The sequence below is a fragment of the Martinezella rhizogenes genome, from assembly GCF_000799715.1.
GTDB lineage: Bacteria > Pseudomonadota > Alphaproteobacteria > Rhizobiales > Rhizobiaceae > Rhizobium > Rhizobium rhizogenes_C.
The window spans coordinates 554,211-571,544 of record NZ_JUHG01000013.1; the positions used below are offsets into that span (position 1 = coordinate 554,211).

Below are 17,334 nucleotides of genomic sequence, written 5' to 3' on the forward strand. Positions count from 1 at the left end.
GGATCCAATCATGGCACCCGTGAACATACAAAACATCCAGAAGCGCTTCGGCCAGGTCAAGGTCATCCATGATATCAGCGTCGATATCGCCGATGGCGAATTCGTCGTCCTCGTCGGCCCATCGGGCTGCGGTAAGTCCACATTGCTGCGCATGATCGCCGGGCTGGAAGAGGTCAGCGACGGCGAAATCCGTATCGGTACGCGCGAGGTCAGCAATCTGCCGGCACGCGATCGCGACATCGCCATGGTCTTCCAGAACTATGCCCTCTATCCGCATATGACGGTTGCCGAAAACCTCGGCTTTGCATTGAAGCTGAGGAAAGCCAGCCCTTCGGAGATCTCGGCGAAAGTGGAGAAGGCGGCCGGCATTCTCGGCCTTGAAGCGCTGCTCGACCGCTTTCCGCGCCAGCTTTCCGGCGGACAACGCCAGCGCGTGGCGATGGGCCGTGCCCTGGTGCGCGATCCCCAGGTCTTCCTGTTCGACGAGCCGCTCTCCAACCTTGATGCCAAGCTTCGCGTCCAGATGCGCGCCGAGATCAAATCCATGCATCAGCGCGTCGGCACGACGACGATCTACGTGACGCATGATCAGGTCGAGGCGATGACGATGGCCGACAAGATCGTCGTGCTTCACGGCGGTCTGATCGAGCAGATAGGCGCACCACTCGACCTTTATGACCGCCCGGCCAATCTCTTCGTTGCCGGCTTCATCGGCTCGCCGGCGATGAACTTCATCGACGGCAAGATCGAAGAAGGCGTATTCCGCAGCGACAAGGGCCTTATCCTGCCTCTGCCTGAAGGTCTGCCCATCTCGCAATATGGCGGGCAACCGCTGGTCTACGGCATCCGGCCCGAACATATTCGCGCGGCGAACGGCAGCATTTCGGGACGTGTCGAGATTGTCGAGGGCACGGGCTCGGAAATCTACGCCAAGCTCGATTGCAGCGGCCAGGAAATATCCTGCCTCTTCCGCGAACGGCTCGACATTCGCTTCGGCGATACGGTCGGTATCGCGATCGATGCAAGCAGCGTACATCTGTTCGCCAAGGCGAGCGGCAAGCGACTTTGATGTCTTCTTCGATCTTCGATCCGCCGGCAGGCACGCCAAGGCACGTCCTCTGTGTCGGTGCCGCCGTTCTCGACACGCTGTTTCGCGTCCACACACTGCCGTCAGGTCAGGGGAAAGTCCTGCCTTATGAAATGCTGCAGATCGCCGAGGGCATGGCCTCAAGTGCGGCCTATGCGGTCGCGCGTCTTGGCGGCAGAGCAAGCCTGTGGGGTGCTGTGGGTGACGACGAGACCGGCGAGCGGATTGTCCGCGATCTCAGCGCCGACGGGATCATCACCGATGGCATGCTGCGCGTTGAGGGAGCGCGCTCGGCGTTGTCGACGATCCTGGTTGATGACGACGGCGAACGACTGATCGTCCCCTTTTACGATCCCAAACTGCATGAGACGGTGAAAACGGTCACAGCGGACGATATCGCGACGGTTGACACCGTGCTGGTCGATGTGCGCTGGCCGGCGCTTGCACTGAAGGTCCTGCAAGCGGCAAGGGATGCCGGCAAGCCCGCCATTCTCGACGGCGATGTCGCGCCCGACGGCGTTATCGAACGCCTGGCGCCCGCGGCAAGCCATATCGTGTTTTCCGAACCGGCAGCACATCGGCTGACTGGTACCAACGATGTCACCGAGATGGTCCGGCGTCTGAAACAGAGGTTCAACCATGCCTTCATCAGCGTAACCGCCGGCTCTGCCGGAAGCTACTGGTTTGACGATGAAAGTGGCGAGATCGAGCATTGGCCGGCCCTTGCCATCAAGGCCGTCGATACGCTTGCGGCCGGCGATATCTTCCACGGCGCATTTGCCCTTGCCATCGCGGAAGGCAAGACGCCTAAGGATACGATCCGGCTTTCATCGATTGCCGCTGCACTCAAATGCGAGGTGTTCGGCGGCCGTTCAGGCGCGCCGACACGATCGCAGGTGATTGCTCGAGGAGGTCACTCTAGCTGACGCTTTCCATTGTCGCTTCCAGAAGCAGCCGGGCGCCATTGATGGCGTCAGCCGGCTCGACATGTTCGGCCTCATTGTGGCTGATACCGTCACGACAGGGAACGAAGATCATCGCCGCGGGCGCCACCCGGGCGACGAACAGGGCATCATGGAATGCGCCGGAAATCATCCGCTTATAGGGCAATTCAAGCGCCATTGCCGCGGCCTCGATCCGGTCCGTCATGACCTTCGAAAACGAGCCGGGCGGCATATCGAAGGATGTTGATATCTCAACGCTGCATCGCTGTGATATCGCCGCTTCTTCGCAGGCCGAACGAACCCTTGCTTCGATGGCAGTCAGCGTCGTCGCATCCGGATGCCGGATATCGACGGTAAAAGTCACCCGATCCGGAATGGCATTGATCGAACCCGGATGGGCTGAAAACCGCCCGACGGTCAGCCGTGCATCGTCATCCTCCGGCATGACGGACATCTGCAGCCGGTTCAGCGCCGCGGTCGCCGCCACCATCGGATCGCGACGATAGGCAAGCGACGTGGTGCCCGCATGGCCGGCGCTGCCCGAGAAGGTTACGGTCAGCCATCGCGTGCCCTGAACGGCGGTTACGACACCGGCGGCCAGACCTTCGCGCTCAAGCGAAGGCCCCTGCTCGATATGCAGTTCGAGATAGGCGGAGATCGGCGTGCCAAAGGGGCGCATCTCGGCGTCCGGCAAGGTCGCGAGCGTTGCTGCGAGTTCCTGGCTGAAGCCCGCACCGTCGCTGGCGATCACAGACTGAAAATCATCCGGATGCGCAGCACCGACAAAGGCCATGGACCCCATGACGCCGGGCGCAAAGCGGCTACCCTCTTCATTTGTCCAGGCGACGACTTCGATAGCAGCTTCCGTCTCATGGCCCGCATCCTCCAAAGCTTCCAATACTTCGAAGGCAGCGAGTGTTCCCAGCGCGCCGTCGAAGCGACCGCCCGTCGGCTGGCTGTCGAGATGACTGCCGATCAGCATTGGCGGCAGCGCCGGATTGCGGCCCTCTCGACGGATGAACAGATTGGCGATCGCATCCTGAAAGACCTTGAAGCCACGCGCTATCGCAAGATCGGCGAGAAGACGCCGCGCTGCCCGGTCTTCACTGCTCAATGCCTGCCGGTTGACCCCACCGGCATTTGTCTTGCCGATTTCGGCGAATTCACTCAAACGGCGAAGCAAGCGCTCGCCGTTAACCTTAGGCCTGCCTGTCATCGGCGCAATCCAGCGATGAAGGCTTCGACCCTTTTCAGATCGACGGCATTCCACCAGACGCCGTCATGCTTGAGCGAGCTTGCGACGATGACGCCATCGACGATATCGAGAATGTCATTGGCATTTTCCGGCGTGACACCGCTGCCGACAAGCGTCGGCAAACCTGCCGCTTCCTTGATCATCCGGATATAGCCGAGATCGGCGGCATGGCCGGTGCGCTGGCCGGTGGCAATCACGGCATCGGCATCGAAGAAGACGAGGTCCTTCACCTGCTCTTCGACCGGCCTGTCGGCAACAATGGCGTGCGCCCCGTGCTTGACATGGGCATCGGCGAAAATCTTGATGCCGTTTGCCCGCAACTTGGCGCGAAAGCGCATCGCGCGCGCCGCCTCGCCTTCGATGAAACCTTCATTGGCGACATAGGCATTGGCCCATTGGTTGACACGCACGAAGCCCGCGCCGGATGCGCTGGCGATGGACAAGGCAGGAATGGCGGCATTGGCCAGAACATTGATGCCGATCGGGCGACCGAGCTCCCGGCGGATACGATCGGACACGACCGACATATAGGCTGCGGTCTCTGGTCCAATATCGTCGGGCTTCGCGAAAGGGATATCGCCGTGATTTTCGACGATAATGCCGTCGCAGCCGCCATGCAGATAGGCTTTGGCGTCGTCGAGGCCGCGTTGATAGATCGTCTCGATGGCTTCGCCGTCATAGCGTGGCGCGCCGGGCAAAGGTGCCAGATGGACGACGCCAATCACGACCTTCGTCCTGCCGAAAAGCGAGATAAGTGCATCGCCGGCTGCCTGGCCGACGGGCTTTTGGGTGGATGTCATAGGCTTTCCGCCTCCATTGTGTTCATGAGTGTCATTAGCTCCACCCGGCTGGGACAAGCTTCCAAGGTTCCAGGACGGCCGACCGCCAAAGCGGCAGCCGCAACCGCCAGCCGCGCCGATCGCGCGAGCGTCCACCCCTTCATTAGGCATCCGGCGAGACATCCGCAAAAGACGTCGCCAGCACCGCTGGTGTCGACCACGGCTACCTTGACCGCGGGGATCAGATCGACAATGTCACCCTCCAGCAACAGACAACCCTCAGCACCCAGCGTGACGATCACAGCCTTAGCGCCGCGACGAAGAAGATCTCGTGCGGCCCGCTCGGGATCGGGCTCCCCGGTGATCTCAAACGCCTCGCCCTGATTGACGATGACGATATCGACCGTCTTGAGATCGGGTGCTTCGCCCGACACGGGGCTCGGATTGAGGATGGTGGTCGCGCCCGCAGTCTTCGCAGCCCGGAGGCACATATCAGTGACCGTTGCCCTGAGATTGCCCTGCATGACGAGAATGTCACCGCTGGTGATCAGCGCAGCAAGACCGGTCTCCCGCAAGGGGTCGAAATCAGCGGCGCAGGCAACGCCGCTGACGATCAGGTTTTCACCGTCCCGGTTGACGACGATCGTCGACCTGTCGCTCGGCAAGGGCTTTTCCGACAACCCGCCCAGATCGAACTCGCCTCTCAGCCGCTCCTTGATGAAAGCGGCGGCGGGATCGGTTCCGAGTGCTGCAAAAAACCGGATATCGACACCAGTCCTTACGGCCGCAACGGCCTGGTTCACGCCCTTGCCGCCGACACCGTCCGAATGATCTCTCGCATTGAGCGTCTCACCCGGCAGCGGAAAGCGATCGACCCGAAACGTGGTGTCGATGCAGACATTGCCGACGACATGGACCGGCATGACACATCAATCCTTGGCGGTGGCGAAGGCGAGCATCTGTTCAAACAGCGTCTTATAGCCACTCCAGGCAATAAAGCCCGGCGGCAGCCAGTGCGGCCCGACGTCCGATGTCCAGGCGATGGTACGCCCCTTGCCATAGCGCCCCGTGACCAGCAATGGCAGAGAGCCGTAATCGGAGGAAACCGTCGCCAGCACTTCCGCGTCGTCCTTGACGACAACTTCGTTGAAACCGAGTAGAACCGGCCAGTCCTTGCCGAGCCCTTCCAGAATCGGGTGGCTCTCGTCGCCAGTAACGACGGGTGCAAACCCTTCCGGCACCTCGACGCGGTCGTCGACGGACAGGCATTCCACCGGCAGGACATCTTCGACCGGCGTCTTGCGATACCGCGCGCCGCCATTGATGCCCTGGAAGCTGTAATAGCCACCGAACATCAAGAGGCCACCGCCACCTCGCACATAATCGCGCAGGAGGCGCAGACGGTTCGGCGTTGTCTTGGAATGGATCCAGGTATCGGGATGCAGCAGCAGCGTGTTGGCGCCGATATCCGACAGGACAACCGCATCATAGGCCGACAGGGCCTCGATGGTCTGCGGGAAATCGCGCTGCGCCTCGTGCGCCGGCATGAAGGTGACATCGAAGTCGCTGTTCTTCAGCGCGGCGAGCAGCTCGTCGGCGCCGGTGTGATAAGTCACGGTCGGAAACTGATCGAAACCCTTGATGTGGGTTGCCGTCGATACCCAGGATTCCCCGGCGAGAAGGATCTTCTTCTTGGACATGTATGCTCCTTGCAATGCAGATTTCTTGGCAGATTTCTTGGCCGGTCAAGCGGCGGAAAAAACGGATTTCGGATTGTCGGTGAGCATGCGGTCGATGGCCGCCTGCTCGACACCATGACGCAGCAGCCGTGGCACGAAATGCTTGAGGATGTAGCCATAGCCAAAGCCGCCATAGCGCGTCAGCATGATCTTCAGGAAGACATCCTGCGACAGCAGCAGCCGGTCGACAAAGCCCATATCGACCAGCGACCGGATGGCACGAGCATTCTCCTCGTCCGACGGCGATTGTGCGTCCTGATCGGCATAATAATAATCCATGCCGATCATGTCGTATTCGAGAAAGGCACCCCGCTCGGCCAGGCTCTTCTGATAGGTGAGATCGTTATGGCTCGGGTTCATGTGGCAAAGGACGGTGTGCCTGAGATCGGCCCCCTCCTCCTCGACGACATCAAGCACCTTATGCGCCAGCCTCTCCCAACCGGGAAGATGGATCGTAAGCGGCACACCAGTGATGCGGGACGCGCGGGCGGAGGCGCGGAGTGACTTCAGCTCCTCGGCAGTAAAATCCTTGCTGACGCCCACCTCGCCGATGATGCCGGCCATGATGTCGGGCTGTTCGGCACCACCACCGACATCACTGACGATGAACTCCGTGACGGAGTCGAGGTCCATGTCTTTAAGCCATTCCGGATGGGTATGTTCCAGATAGAACCCCGTCCCCATGATGATCTTCATGCCGGACATGCGCGAAATACGCGCCAGCTTTTCCGGATCGCGGCCGATGCCGATATTGGTGGCTTCAATGACCGTATGGCCACCGAGCGCCTGGAATTTCTTCAGCTCGGCGAGCGCCAGATCGCTATCATCCAGCGAGACATTGTCGCGGTTCATATAGGGATTCATCCGCAACTCGCCGACGATCTCGATATTGACCTTCTGTTCGGCAATCAGCCTTTCATCGGGATGGCAGGGGCATTTCCAGGTCCGCGCACCGTCAAGCAGGATATGCTCGTGCATGAGCGTGACGCCGAGCTCGTCAACCGAGACCGGTCCCAGGACCGTCATCGCGGTGCCGGATGCAATGCCGATCGGTGCCCGCTCCGGCGGTGAGGTTTCAAACAGATGATCCATGCTTCATCGGCTCCTGACGGCACCCTTGAAGATCCGGAAGTTCAGCCAGATCGCAATCAGGATGATGGCGCCGGTAACGATCGGCGTGAGAAACGGCGACATATGCGCAAGGATCAGCCCGTTGGCGATGACCGCAACGGTCAGCGCACCGAGAACCGTGCCGAGGATCGTGCCACGCCCGCCAAACAGGCTGGTGCCGCCGAGAACCACCGCGGCGATGACGTCGAGCTCGAAACCCTGTCCGGAATTGGAGGATCCCGAGCCGAGGCGAGCCGCGAGAATGATGCCCGCAAGCGCCGCCGCCGTACCGGACAGCATATAGACACAAAGGGTGACGAAGCGGGTGTTGACACCGGCGCGGCGCACCGCCTCGGCATTGGCGCCGACGCCGGTCACATAACGGCCGAAAGGCGTCTGATTGAACACGATATAGGCAAGGACCAGGACAAGGAGCGCGATCAACGCCGGCACGGGCACGCCGAAAAACCAGGCCCTGCCGATAGCCGTAAACGGGCTTTCCGCATCCACGGGGATAGAATAGCCAGCGGTAATCAGCAGTGCCAGACCGCGCACGACCGAAAGCCCCGCAAGCGTGACGATGAAGGCCGGAATGCGCTCATAAGCGATGAAGAAGCCCTGCAAGGCACCAACGGCTGCGCCAAGAAGCAGCATCAGCACGACGACCAGCGGCCAGGCGATGCCCGCCTGCAGCGCTGCCGCCGAAAGGGTGGCGGCCAAGGCAAGTACCGACCCGACGGAAAGATCTATTCCGCCTGTGGTGATGACGAATGTCATGGCGGCGGCAACGATCAGCAATGGCGCCGACTGTCGAACGACATTCAACAGATTGGGCGCCGTCAGGAAGGCGCTGGTATAGATGGAAAAGAACACGCAGACGACAAGGAAGAACAGGGCGATCGAAATGATGCTGCCATTGCTCATGACCTTGTCTCGCCATCTGCTTTTATGGATGCGCGAGTGCGGTGCCGCCGCAACGGGCGCAGGCGCGGTGGAAGAGGACGTCGTCATGCCTGAGCTCCCTGGTTTTCACGATGGCCAGCCGAGCGTGCCTGGAATTTGCGACCGACGATCAGATTGACGACCTCCTCGATACTGGTGTCTTCAATCCTGCGCTCGGCGACATTGCGCCCTTCATACATGACCTGGATGCGATCGCAGACGAGGAACAGATCCTGGAGCCGGTGGGTGATGAGAATGACGCTGACGCCGCGGGCGCTAACCGTCTTGATGAGATCAAGCACGGCCTCGACTTCGGCGACGGCAAGCGCCGCCGTCGGCTCATCCATGATCAGAACGGAAGGATTGAACGACGCCGCCCGGCCGATCGCGATCGATTGACGCTGGCCGCCGGACAGGTTTTCCACCTTCAGCCGCGTATCGGCAATCACGATGCCGAGCCGGTCGAGCATGTCGCGCGCCTCGTCATGCATCTTCCTGTTGTCAAGGAATGGAAGCCCGAGCAGGTGGCGCCGGGGCTCGCGGCCGAGAAAGATATTGCCGGCCACATCGACGCTGTCGCAGAGCGAGAGGTCCTGATAGACCATTTCGATGCGCGCCGCGCGTGAATCGGCAGGAGATGCGAAGCTCACCGTCTTGCCATCGATTTCGATGGATCCGGAATCGGGAATGACCGCCCCGGACAGGACCTTGCTCAAGGTCGACTTGCCAGCGCCATTGTCACCGACGAGACCGAGAACCTCGCCGGGCTTCAGGGTCAGCGATACATTGTCGAGTGTCTGGATCGTCTGGTAGCGTTTGGAGATACCGGTCATCTTGACGCGGTAGATATCGTCGTTCATGGCGTTTCCACCTGAGAAAGAGTCTCTGCTGTGCGGATGTCGCGAGAACCGTGGCCGCTCAATGGCCACGGCTGCGCATTCGGGTCGGGCTGCTTACTTGAACATGTCCTTGAACTTATCGACATTGTCCTTGGTGACGATCGTCACCGGAACATTGATGATCTTGTCGATCGTCCCACCCTTTTTGACCTTGTCAAGCGCTTCGACGGCAGCCTTGCCTTCGCCGGCTGGATCCTGCTGGATGACCGCGGTAACCCAACCCTGGTCGATACCTTCGATCGCCTGCTTGGTCAGATCCCAGCCGAATACCTTGATGTCGCCGGTACGGCCCTGGCTTGTCACGGCCGAAACCGCGCCAAGCAGTGCCGGCTCGCCGGTTGCATAGAGCGTCGTCATGTCGGGATTGGCCGTCATCAGGTTTTCGGCGGCGCTGAGCGCGACGTCCTGAACGTTCTGGCCGTCGACGGTATCGAGAAAAGTCACCTTCTCGCCGCTGTCGGAAACGGCCTTCTTGAAGCCGTCGAGACGCTGGTTCTGGATGAAGGAGTTAAGCGCGCCGACGACGCCGATTTTGGCCGAACCGCCCATCTTGCTCTTGACGTAATCAGCATAAAACTTGCCGATATCACCGCCGGCCTTGGTGTTATCGACGCCGACGAAGGCGATGTTATCGCCATCGGGGATCTGCGCATCGATGGCAATGACCGGAATGCCGGCCTTCTTGGCCGCCGTGACAGCGGGCTTTACGCCGTTCACGTCGATCGCGACCAGAATGATGCCGTCGACCTTCTGGGTGATGTAATTCTCGATGGCGTCGTTTTGTGCGCTCGGCACATTGTTGGCGTTGAAAATGACGAGATCGGCACCGACAGCCTTGGCTGCGGCCTTCGCCCCGTCATTGATCTGATTGAAGAAGAGAGCCTGCTGGTTGATGGTCACCAGCGCGAAAGTTTCGGCAAAAGCAGATGCAGAGCCGAAAGCAAGCGTCAAAGCTGCGGCAGCGGCGCAGCCGGCTGCATATCTGGAAAGGCGCATATGTGTTCCCCTTGCGGAAAGGCCCGTGATCGGGCTCATTGGCATTATCAGCGAGGGCATAATTCAAGAGACTTGAATAGTTGTCAAGTCTCTTGAATTTGACTTGATATAGCGCATGTCGAAAAGGCGCGGAGACTCCGCATCGATCCCATCGGACGGTCAGAATGTCGCCGGCGTATTCACCCAAAAAATGCTGGCGCGTGTTGTTCCCACATTTTTGTACCAATGCGGCAGTTCGGACCTGAACACGAAGGAGTCGCCGATCGAAAGCTTAAAAGTCTTTTCGCCGACCATCAGTTCGATCGAACCCGCAAGCACATAACCGACCTCTTCGCCGGCATGCTGAATGGGCCCCGCACTTTCCCCACCCGGTTCGATGTGGTGAATGTTACACTGAAGCAGATGGCCCGGCGAATAAGGAATGATCCGCTCGAGCGAGATGCCCTCGCCGCGCCGCAACGGATCAAGTCCGATCAACGGGCGCGTTCCAGCGCGAAAGACGATCCCTTCCTCGCCATCCGCCTCTTCGAACATCCAGCCGATATTCGTGCCTAGTACCTCCACCAGCCGATGTAGCATCGGCAACGAGGGCGAAGCCTTCCCGTTTTCAATCTTCGACAGCAGACTCTCCGAACAATCCGCCGCCGTCGCCAACGCCTTCAACGTCATCCCAAGCATCTGCCTGGCAAGCCGCAACCGCGTACCGAGACGACCGTGATTGGCGCCCGAAGGACGATCATCGGCGCCTGGCTGACTTGGCTGGATGTCGATTTTCATTGGGGGTTTCATATGTCCGGGATGATTGTGGTCGGACGAGAGAGTACCGGAAACTGGGTGGGGCTGTCCAGAATTGGTATTTTGATAATCTTCCGTTCCTCTGAGCGCTCTTGCAGAGGTTTGGGAACGATATCGAAGCCAATAATATAATATTTCCGAATTTATCGACGATGCAGCTTATCGTGTCTCTCTCTGGATCCATCGAGCTTGCATTCAAAGAATGCTACTACAGCAACTCAGTCATCGTATCGACAGTTAGCGATTAAATGGCTTTCAACAAAACGCGAAACTCGTTCTCACCCTCTTTCACATCCTCAATGTACTCAATCCGCCAAGGTATCAAATCCGTATCTTCTAAATCAGAGATCAATGTTTGAAAGCTGTCGAAAGTGAAAATGGAGCAATGCACATCGGTATAATCTAGGGCAAGCGTTGAGGCCTGATCCATTGCGGCGGACATTGCAAGTCTGTGCAGATGCGTCGAGGGGACTCGGCCAGCCCATGCGGCTTCCTGCCGAAGATCGGCGTGATAGTATAAGTGACGAAGTATTTGATAGTAAGACGGTTTTGAAAGACGTTCATCATATGCGCGGAGCCAATCTACCGCATCTGTTACAGGCTTGAAGTAATCAAATGTGAATCGACGATCAGGAGCCGAGAGAAACAAGCCGGCGCCAACAGCAGAAAACGATCGAATATCTTGAAGCCATTGAATTGGATTCGGAATGTGCTCAATAACATGATTGGCAATTGTAATGTCTGGCCGAATTGTAATAGCTTCTCTGATGTTTTTTTCTCGCAAAATAAAATCAACATCTACTATTCTATCTACCGTATGAGCTGAATTGCCGATGTGTCTCGTAATAGATTCTTGCTGAGTGAAAAAATCGGCAAAATATACATCTCCCTCGTCTTTTAGGAAGGTGGGGTTATCGAGGGCACCAATCTCCAAAATAACCGAATAAACCTCTCCTAAATAGCGATTTAGAAACAAACGGCGTGCTTTGCTGCGGCGAGATACGTGTACTAGGTCCTTACCCCAGGTGAGATTCGGCATGTCAGTTTCGGCCCTTTTATAGAAAGTTATCCCTGCGATTAGTAAATTGGAGAATTCGAAATGCTAGGTGATAATCATCCTAGGGGCAATTGCATTTATCGTCAGAGATTTTGAGACAACTGGCAACCTCATTTAAAGCTGACCCGGGAAAACTGCACAGCCGGTATAAGTAGAATTTCTGCCTGACTTTGGCTTAAATGCCGGAAACAGCGCACTCGCTTTCATCCGCGGCAACAACGCAATCCGTTCCGTCAACGATAAAGAAACGTGTGAGCGAGACACCGCTGACGCTCTTACCACGGCGGAATTTAGTGCCAGCATGTGGAGCGATCCGAAGATGAACTGCGAGGATCGTGCAGGCGTCGATGCCTATCGAGCGTGGACGGTCAAGCGCAAACCTCGCAGCACCTACACCCTTGTCTTCAAATATTGCGACCATCTTGTCTCGCCAGAGCGCCTCCCGGAAGCCAGTTAATTCTGGCTTGATGGAACAAAGATAAGCGGCGCTGGAGGAGGATTGCACGCCTTGGGTTGCTGCGTTGTGCAAGGTCTGGCCTGGTCACGATTAAACCCTTGGCCGAAATAATAGATCGCTCCAACTGATCTGTTCCCTGCACTCACATCCCCAACTCTAACGGAGTGCACCATCATCTGGCCATCAACAAGATCAGTAGGGATTGAGATGGAAAGACGAGTGGGCGTCGGGGTCTTGGCGGGCATGGGCGATGGCGCATCAACGATGGCAAGAGTTTTCGCATCAAAATAGACGCGCTTCGCCGACTCTCCGGGAAAAGTGACGTTGATTGAGCCTCTTCCTTTATTGTCGAACACGGGCGAGTCAAAAAAACGTGCGGTTGGAAGCGTTCCTTCACCAGTTATTATCGTTTGCCTTGAAGCCTTTGCGACGATTGACCGTCGCCAGCCGGTTCCATCTGGCGAGGCAAGGATCACGATATTATGACCATCATCGCCATAGCGTGTATAAGCGATCACAGGCGTTCCGCCAGGCGCCAGCGATATACGTTGCCAATTGACAAGGCCTTTTTCCTCGCCGGTATATTCGATCATGTCGGCGTTGCCCGGATCTATCGGGAGATGAATAGGTTGGTCCAGATGGTCAATCCAATGAACGAAATCACACGTGCGAGCATACGTTATCGCATAATTTGCGCTAACATCTGGTGGGCGCCGCCAGACTATCGCCTGATAGACACAACCGTCCTGCGTAGTGCCGATTGGTGAAGGATAGGCGCTGGTTGGTCGACCGCGCCATTGACTTGTAAAGATCGGCGAATTGAGTAGACGCCTCCACTTCCCTCCGTCAGAAATGTTGACAATCCACTGACCATTTCCCGCTTCGCCTACGCGATAAATGAATAGCAGCTTACCACCTGTCACATTGACAAAATTAGGATAGGTAACTTGGTTCTCATCTTTCCCGATCATTGGACGCAATGTTATGCCTGATAGACTATCTGGAGTTGTTGCCGAAGCATAGACGAGAGGGCTAGCATGCATATTCCCGGCAATTTGAATCCGGCCAGCTTGATCAAAGGCCAAGGTAATAATGTTATGAGCATCCCATCCTTTGAACATCGATTTGAGCTGCAAGCGGCAGACCTCATGTGTCTTGAGATCGAGTTGCGCGATGCTCAGCCAGCGGTCGGCATTATAATAACCAAAATATGCCTTTCCTCCTCGGGAAATGGAATCAAAAGCAGCGACTGCGCCGGCCCATGTTTTATCAATCTCAAATCCAGACCGGCCGTTGCTTACAGGAATGGTCTTGGCTTGCTCACATACCGGCGCTGCGAAAACCGCACTACCTGCTATTAGCATCAGCCCAGATGTAAAGAGACAGAGTATCGCTGCTTTAGAAATGCTCATTTCTATCAATCCTTGAGCTGGTATATTACCTCGATGCAATTCCACGCTAAGCACAGAATGACGTCACGATTTGGACGAGCCAACATTCAACTAGGCTGCAACCGAGACGAATGGCAGTGACCGCAACATCACTCACCTAGGTCAACACGTCGCCCACAGTTAGGTGGTAACACTCCACCAATCAACAGAGTCAGATTTGCCATGCGGAGATACGGTCATTCGGCGGAGAATCGGTCGCCTGATCGATATTCACCTGCGAACCAAAATCCGCGGCCGGAACACTTAAATGAGGGGATGGGAGATCGTGTCCGGAGATTGATGGGGCCATTACACAACGCACCGCTTGCGCTGGAACTATGAGTGCAGGAGCAATCGGCATTACAGATACTCCGCCCCTTATCCATTGCGATTTTATTTTGATTTGCTATGAAGGCATTGCTATGAATAGCTCGCCAAGGAACTTTCTGAGTCATGGCTCGAACATCACTAGTCCGCCGGCGCACCCCTCTTATTCAAGCGATAATAGGGAAAAGAAATGTCATGATCGCAGTTATCCTCCGCGACATGCGCACGCGTTTCTTCAATCACGGATTAGGTTTTATGCTCGTGGCGCTTTGGCCTCTGGTTCATATGGGCGTATTGATCTCGATTCACACGGTTTCTAGCCACAGTGCACCGCTATATGGCGAAAGCGCGGCCCTATTTTATGCGACCGGTCTGGTTCCCACTCTTACGTTTATGTACGTCTCCCGTTTCATGGGCCTATCCGTTATTATGAACAGGCCGATGCTTGCTTTCCCTGAGGTCAAAGTGCTTGATGTAATGATGGGGCGAGCGCTTTTGGAAATCATCGCCTCCTGTATCACTCTCACTCTAATTATTACAATCCTGTGGGCACTTGGACAGAACCCGTTTCCCTATGACCTCAATCGCGCTGTAGGCGCCTATCTCGCGACTATACTTCTAGCCTACGGCTGTGGGACGCTGATTGGCGTCATTTCGCTGTTCATGCCATTTATCGTAACGCTGTATCAGCTCACGTTGATTACACTCTACGTTTCTTCTGGAACTATGTTCGTTGCATCAAATCTTCCGGATCCACTCTCTGGTCCGCTATCCTACAATCCTGTCTTGGTATGTGTTGAATGGATGCGCACTGCATTTTATGAGAGTTACAGTGACAAGCTGGTGAGCAAAGAATACGTACTTGCGTTCGGCGTTGTGACGCTTTGCCTTGGCCTCGGTGTCGAGCGTTTGTTCAGACGCCAATTGCTAGAGGCATAGGATCCGGTGCCAACAGAGGGGCATCAGGGGGAGCGATAAGCGCTCTCACGGACTACGCTTTTGCAGGTAGACAGATAGCTTTATAAATTGACTACGATTATCGAGTTCCGAAATTGAAACCGCGCAAGAGTTTATCGTCGGCAAGAGATGATCTATCGAAGCGCCATGACGGTATCCCATGGCGACGCTTGCAATCGTGCATCCCTGCAATTGTAAGCGACAAGCTGAGGCCGTTCAGAAGACGGCGTAATTCCACGGCATGAGAGCTTCGATTTCTGTGCTGGCCAGCCGTTGGCGATGCGCTCGAGGGTCTGAGCGAGCTAGGTAAGCTACAGTCTTCACTTGACCAATATTGATCGAGCAATTTATGTTTACATGTAGCCTTTTCGGCCTTAGCAGAGACGAGGTTTATAATGCAATGTAATATCTGTGGGGGCACGGAATTTGGTCCGATGCGATCCAGGCCAAATGTGCAGTGCTTGAGTTGCAACTCACTTGAGCGAACCCGGCTACTTTGGCTTTATCTCGATCGCCTTCAGCTTTCACCGACTGCCTCCATACTTCATTTCGCTCCGGAAAAGTCGATTTACAACCGCTTTCGCGAGCGATATCCGAATGCTAATTACGTCACTGCTGATGTTGATCCAAGGCCATACCCATTTGTTGAAAAGATTGAACATTTCGATCTTTGCGATTTGGATCACCACGAATCCGATCAGTGGGATCTTATTGTCCATAGCCACGTCTTGGAGCATACCCCTTGCAACATAGCTTATACACTCTATCACTTGCATCGCATTCTTAAGCCAATGGGGCAGCACATCTGTGTTATCCCCTTTTTGCCGGGCAAATTCGACGAGACATATCAGGATATACCGCTCAACGAACGGCTAAAGCGATTTGGGCAGCGTGACCATGTTAGAAGTTTCGGGAAAGAAGATATTGGGTCTCATGTTGGTGCTCTGCTTAATATTCCACAGCACTACGACGTAACCCAAAGTTTTTCTGCCGACGAACTGAGGGCGGCTAATATTCCCGAAACTGCTTGGCAAGGCTATACGATCAATACTGTTCTGACTCTTGGCAAATACGACATGAAATTCCTTACCTGACCTACGTGCTCTGATCCCCAAAAACTGGACCGTTTTTGATTGGAGTTTTCTGCGCTAGATTCCCGGCTGGGAACGGGAGCGGAAGCGATGAGGGAATCGAACTTTTCGGACGCCCAGAAGGCGTTCATTTTGAAGCAGGGTGACGATGGTGTGCCGGTGGCCGAGATTTGCCGGAAGGCGGGAATTCGCCAAGCGACCTATTTCAATTGGCGCAAGAAGTACGCGGGCCTGCTCCCCGACGAGATGCGACGTCTGAAGGCTTTGGAAGATGAGAACAGCCGCCTGAAGAAGATCGTCGCCGATCTGACGCTGGAGCGGGAGATGCTTCAGGACGTCATCCGCCGAAAGATTTGGGGCCTGCCCGCAAGCGCAAGCTGATCGACGGGATGCTGGTGGAATGGGGGATATCGATCCGACGGGCGTACAAGGTTCTGACGTTCGACACATCGACCTACCACTACAAGTCTCGAAGAACCGGTCAGGCCCCTCTCGAAAGACGGATCAAGGAGATTTGCGAGACGCGTGTCCGATATGGCTATCCCCTGGCCGTCAGGTGATTGCCTAGCAATCACCGAGAGGCGGCGCGTTCATGTCCACTTGTGTCGTGACGGACGGAAGATCAACATGAAGAAGACACGCAGGATTTACAGCGAATTAGGCCTTCAGTTGCGCAACAAGCACCCCAAGCGCTGGGTGAAGGCAAAGCTCAGGGATGGCCGCCAGGTTGCAGCCGGCCCGAACGATGTCTGGGCTATGGACTTTGTCCACGACCAGCTCGCAACCGGGAAGAAACTGCGCATCCTGACTGTGGCGGACACCCATTCCCGCTACTGCCCGGCCACCGAAGCAGGGTTCACCTATCGCAGCGAAGATGTCGTTCAGACGCTGGAACGTGTCTGTAAGAAGACCGGCTATCCCAACACGATCAGGGTCGGCAATGGCAGCGAATTTATCTCCCGCGATCTGGACCTTTGGGCCTATGCCAACAACGTCACCCTGGACTTCTCGCGGCCGGGGAAGCCGACCGACAACGGCTTCATCGAGGCGCTCAACAGCAAGCTGCGGGCAGAATGCCTGAATGCGCACTGGTTCTTGACCCTTGCGGATTCGCGTGAAAAGTTGGAGACTTGGCGTCGATACTACAACGAGGATCATCCTCACTCGGCAATCGGATATAACGTCCCGATTGCCATGCATAATCCCGGTGGCGCAACCAGCCCGTCATCGTGAAAAAAGCCCGGAAACTCCAATGTCCGGCGGTCCAAACTTCGGTCTCAGAGCAGTCCAGAAACCTGGGGCGGTTCACGCTCACCACTAATACGCTCCTCAGCATTTCATCTCCAGCCTGGGGGGTTCACTCCACCTGTCTATCAGTTCAATTAGAAATTTGAATCAATCGCTTGTTGATTGTATGGCATGCTGCTGTTTGATATCAGAAAAACCACTCTCAGGACTAGGTTGTCACT

The 17,334-nt window shown here is 56.3% G+C and carries 15 protein-coding genes and 1 pseudogene; 5 read left to right on the top strand and 11 right to left on the bottom strand.

Going from position 1 to position 17,334, the window contains the following annotated elements:
* Window positions 1-10 precede the first annotated feature (10 nt).
* A complete protein-coding gene (locus tag EX00_RS14495) occupies window positions 11-1,069 on the top strand; it encodes an ABC transporter ATP-binding protein (protein WP_047458918.1) in 1,059 nt (352 codons plus the stop codon).
* A complete protein-coding gene (locus EX00_RS14500; RefSeq protein ID WP_047458921.1) occupies window positions 1,069-2,013 on the top strand; it encodes a sugar kinase in 945 nt (314 codons plus the stop codon). The genes EX00_RS14495 and EX00_RS14500 overlap by 1 nt, the downstream gene beginning before the upstream one ends.
* Here the strand turns inward: EX00_RS14500 and EX00_RS14505 are convergent.
* The 11 genes from EX00_RS14505 to EX00_RS31075 all read right to left on the bottom strand — a co-directional run bounded on the left by EX00_RS14505 (window position 2,006) and on the right by EX00_RS31075 (window position 13,472).
* Window positions 2,006-3,247 carry a Zn-dependent hydrolase gene (locus EX00_RS14505; protein WP_047458923.1) on the bottom strand — a complete coding sequence of 414 codons (1,242 nt, stop codon included), beginning with the start codon at window positions 3,245-3,247 and terminating at the stop codon, window positions 2,006-2,008. The genes EX00_RS14500 and EX00_RS14505 overlap by 8 nt on opposite strands.
* Window positions 3,244-4,086: a BtpA family protein gene (locus EX00_RS14510; RefSeq protein WP_047458926.1), complete on the bottom strand. Its 843-nt coding sequence runs from the start codon at window positions 4,084-4,086 to the stop codon at window positions 3,244-3,246. Before EX00_RS14510 ends, EX00_RS14505 begins: the two co-directional genes overlap by 4 nt.
* Window positions 4,083-4,988, bottom strand: coding sequence for a ribokinase (locus EX00_RS14515; protein WP_047458931.1), 906 nt, complete (start codon window positions 4,986-4,988; stop codon window positions 4,083-4,085). The genes EX00_RS14510 and EX00_RS14515 overlap by 4 nt, the downstream gene beginning before the upstream one ends.
* A gap of 6 nt (window positions 4,989-4,994) precedes the next feature.
* Window positions 4,995-5,765 carry a glutamine amidotransferase gene (locus EX00_RS14520; RefSeq protein WP_047458934.1) on the bottom strand — a complete coding sequence of 257 codons (771 nt, stop codon included), beginning with the start codon at window positions 5,763-5,765 and terminating at the stop codon, window positions 4,995-4,997.
* Window positions 5,766-5,810: 45 nt separating this feature from the next.
* On the bottom strand, window positions 5,811-6,896 hold the full coding sequence (locus EX00_RS14525; RefSeq protein WP_047458937.1) for a phosphotriesterase family protein: 1,086 nt from the start codon (window positions 6,894-6,896) through the stop codon (window positions 5,811-5,813).
* Between the two features lie 3 nt (window positions 6,897-6,899).
* The gene (locus EX00_RS14530) at window positions 6,900-7,925 is read right to left on the bottom strand and encodes an ABC transporter permease (RefSeq protein ID WP_047458940.1); all 1,026 of its coding nucleotides are present in this window, start codon (window positions 7,923-7,925) and stop codon (window positions 6,900-6,902) included.
* Window positions 7,922-8,716: an ATP-binding cassette domain-containing protein gene (locus tag EX00_RS14535; RefSeq protein WP_047458943.1), complete on the bottom strand. Its 795-nt coding sequence runs from the start codon at window positions 8,714-8,716 to the stop codon at window positions 7,922-7,924. The genes EX00_RS14530 and EX00_RS14535 overlap by 4 nt, the downstream gene beginning before the upstream one ends.
* A gap of 93 nt (window positions 8,717-8,809) precedes the next feature.
* The gene (locus EX00_RS14540) at window positions 8,810-9,751 is read right to left on the bottom strand and encodes an ABC transporter substrate-binding protein (protein ID WP_047458946.1); all 942 of its coding nucleotides are present in this window, start codon (window positions 9,749-9,751) and stop codon (window positions 8,810-8,812) included.
* A 159-nt stretch (window positions 9,752-9,910) separates the two neighbouring features.
* Complete coding sequence (locus EX00_RS14545) at window positions 9,911-10,528, bottom strand: cupin domain-containing protein (RefSeq protein ID WP_047458948.1); 618 nt, start codon at window positions 10,526-10,528, stop codon at window positions 9,911-9,913.
* A 262-nt stretch (window positions 10,529-10,790) separates the two neighbouring features.
* The gene (locus EX00_RS14550) at window positions 10,791-11,585 is read right to left on the bottom strand and encodes a methyltransferase domain-containing protein (RefSeq protein ID WP_155294068.1); all 795 of its coding nucleotides are present in this window, start codon (window positions 11,583-11,585) and stop codon (window positions 10,791-10,793) included.
* Window positions 11,586-12,056: 471 nt separating this feature from the next.
* Window positions 12,057-13,472 carry a BNR-4 repeat-containing protein gene (locus EX00_RS31075; protein ID WP_080761246.1) on the bottom strand — a complete coding sequence of 472 codons (1,416 nt, stop codon included), beginning with the start codon at window positions 13,470-13,472 and terminating at the stop codon, window positions 12,057-12,059.
* A gap of 540 nt (window positions 13,473-14,012) precedes the next feature.
* On the opposite strand from EX00_RS31075, the gene EX00_RS14560 reads away from it, so the two are divergent.
* The 3 genes and pseudogenes from EX00_RS14560 (at window position 14,013) to EX00_RS14580 (ending at window position 17,098) form a co-directional block, all read left to right on the top strand.
* Window positions 14,013-14,756: an ABC transporter permease gene (locus EX00_RS14560; RefSeq protein ID WP_052210741.1), complete on the top strand. Its 744-nt coding sequence runs from the start codon at window positions 14,013-14,015 to the stop codon at window positions 14,754-14,756.
* 452 nt (window positions 14,757-15,208) lie between these two features.
* Window positions 15,209-15,868, top strand: a complete 660-nt coding sequence (locus tag EX00_RS31470; protein WP_155294069.1) for a class I SAM-dependent methyltransferase — start codon at window positions 15,209-15,211, stop codon at window positions 15,866-15,868.
* Between the two features lie 87 nt (window positions 15,869-15,955).
* A pseudogene (locus EX00_RS14580) lies at window positions 15,956-17,098 on the top strand (IS3 family transposase).
* The last annotated feature ends 236 nt before the right edge of the window (window positions 17,099-17,334 follow it).

Bases quoted from the DNA above. Each gene is read 5' to 3' on its own strand.
- EX00_RS14550 (WP_155294068.1), bottom strand. From the start codon at position 11,585: ATGCCGAATCTCACCTGGGGTAAGGACCTAGTACACGTATCTCGCCGC.
- EX00_RS14510 (WP_047458926.1), bottom strand. From the start codon at position 4,086: ATGACATCCACCCAAAAGCCCGTCGGCCAGGCAGCCGGCGATGCACTT.
- EX00_RS14560 (WP_052210741.1), top strand. From the start codon at position 14,013: ATGATCGCAGTTATCCTCCGCGACATGCGCACGCGTTTCTTCAATCAC.
- EX00_RS14500 (WP_047458921.1), top strand. From the start codon at position 1,069: ATGTCTTCTTCGATCTTCGATCCGCCGGCAGGCACGCCAAGGCACGTC.
- EX00_RS14515 (WP_047458931.1), bottom strand. From the start codon at position 4,988: ATGCCGGTCCATGTCGTCGGCAATGTCTGCATCGACACCACGTTTCGG.
- EX00_RS31075 (WP_080761246.1), bottom strand. From the start codon at position 13,472: ATGAGCATTTCTAAAGCAGCGATACTCTGTCTCTTTACATCTGGGCTG.
- EX00_RS14520 (WP_047458934.1), bottom strand. From the start codon at position 5,765: ATGTCCAAGAAGAAGATCCTTCTCGCCGGGGAATCCTGGGTATCGACG.
- EX00_RS31470 (WP_155294069.1), top strand. From the start codon at position 15,209: ATGCGATCCAGGCCAAATGTGCAGTGCTTGAGTTGCAACTCACTTGAG.
- EX00_RS14495 (WP_047458918.1), top strand. From the start codon at position 11: ATGGCACCCGTGAACATACAAAACATCCAGAAGCGCTTCGGCCAGGTC.
- EX00_RS14540 (WP_047458946.1), bottom strand. From the start codon at position 9,751: ATGCGCCTTTCCAGATATGCAGCCGGCTGCGCCGCTGCCGCAGCTTTG.
- EX00_RS14535 (WP_047458943.1), bottom strand. From the start codon at position 8,716: ATGAACGACGATATCTACCGCGTCAAGATGACCGGTATCTCCAAACGC.
- EX00_RS14525 (WP_047458937.1), bottom strand. From the start codon at position 6,896: ATGGATCATCTGTTTGAAACCTCACCGCCGGAGCGGGCACCGATCGGC.
- EX00_RS14545 (WP_047458948.1), bottom strand. From the start codon at position 10,528: ATGAAAATCGACATCCAGCCAAGTCAGCCAGGCGCCGATGATCGTCCT.
- EX00_RS14505 (WP_047458923.1), bottom strand. From the start codon at position 3,247: ATGACAGGCAGGCCTAAGGTTAACGGCGAGCGCTTGCTTCGCCGTTTG.
- EX00_RS14530 (WP_047458940.1), bottom strand. From the start codon at position 7,925: ATGACGACGTCCTCTTCCACCGCGCCTGCGCCCGTTGCGGCGGCACCG.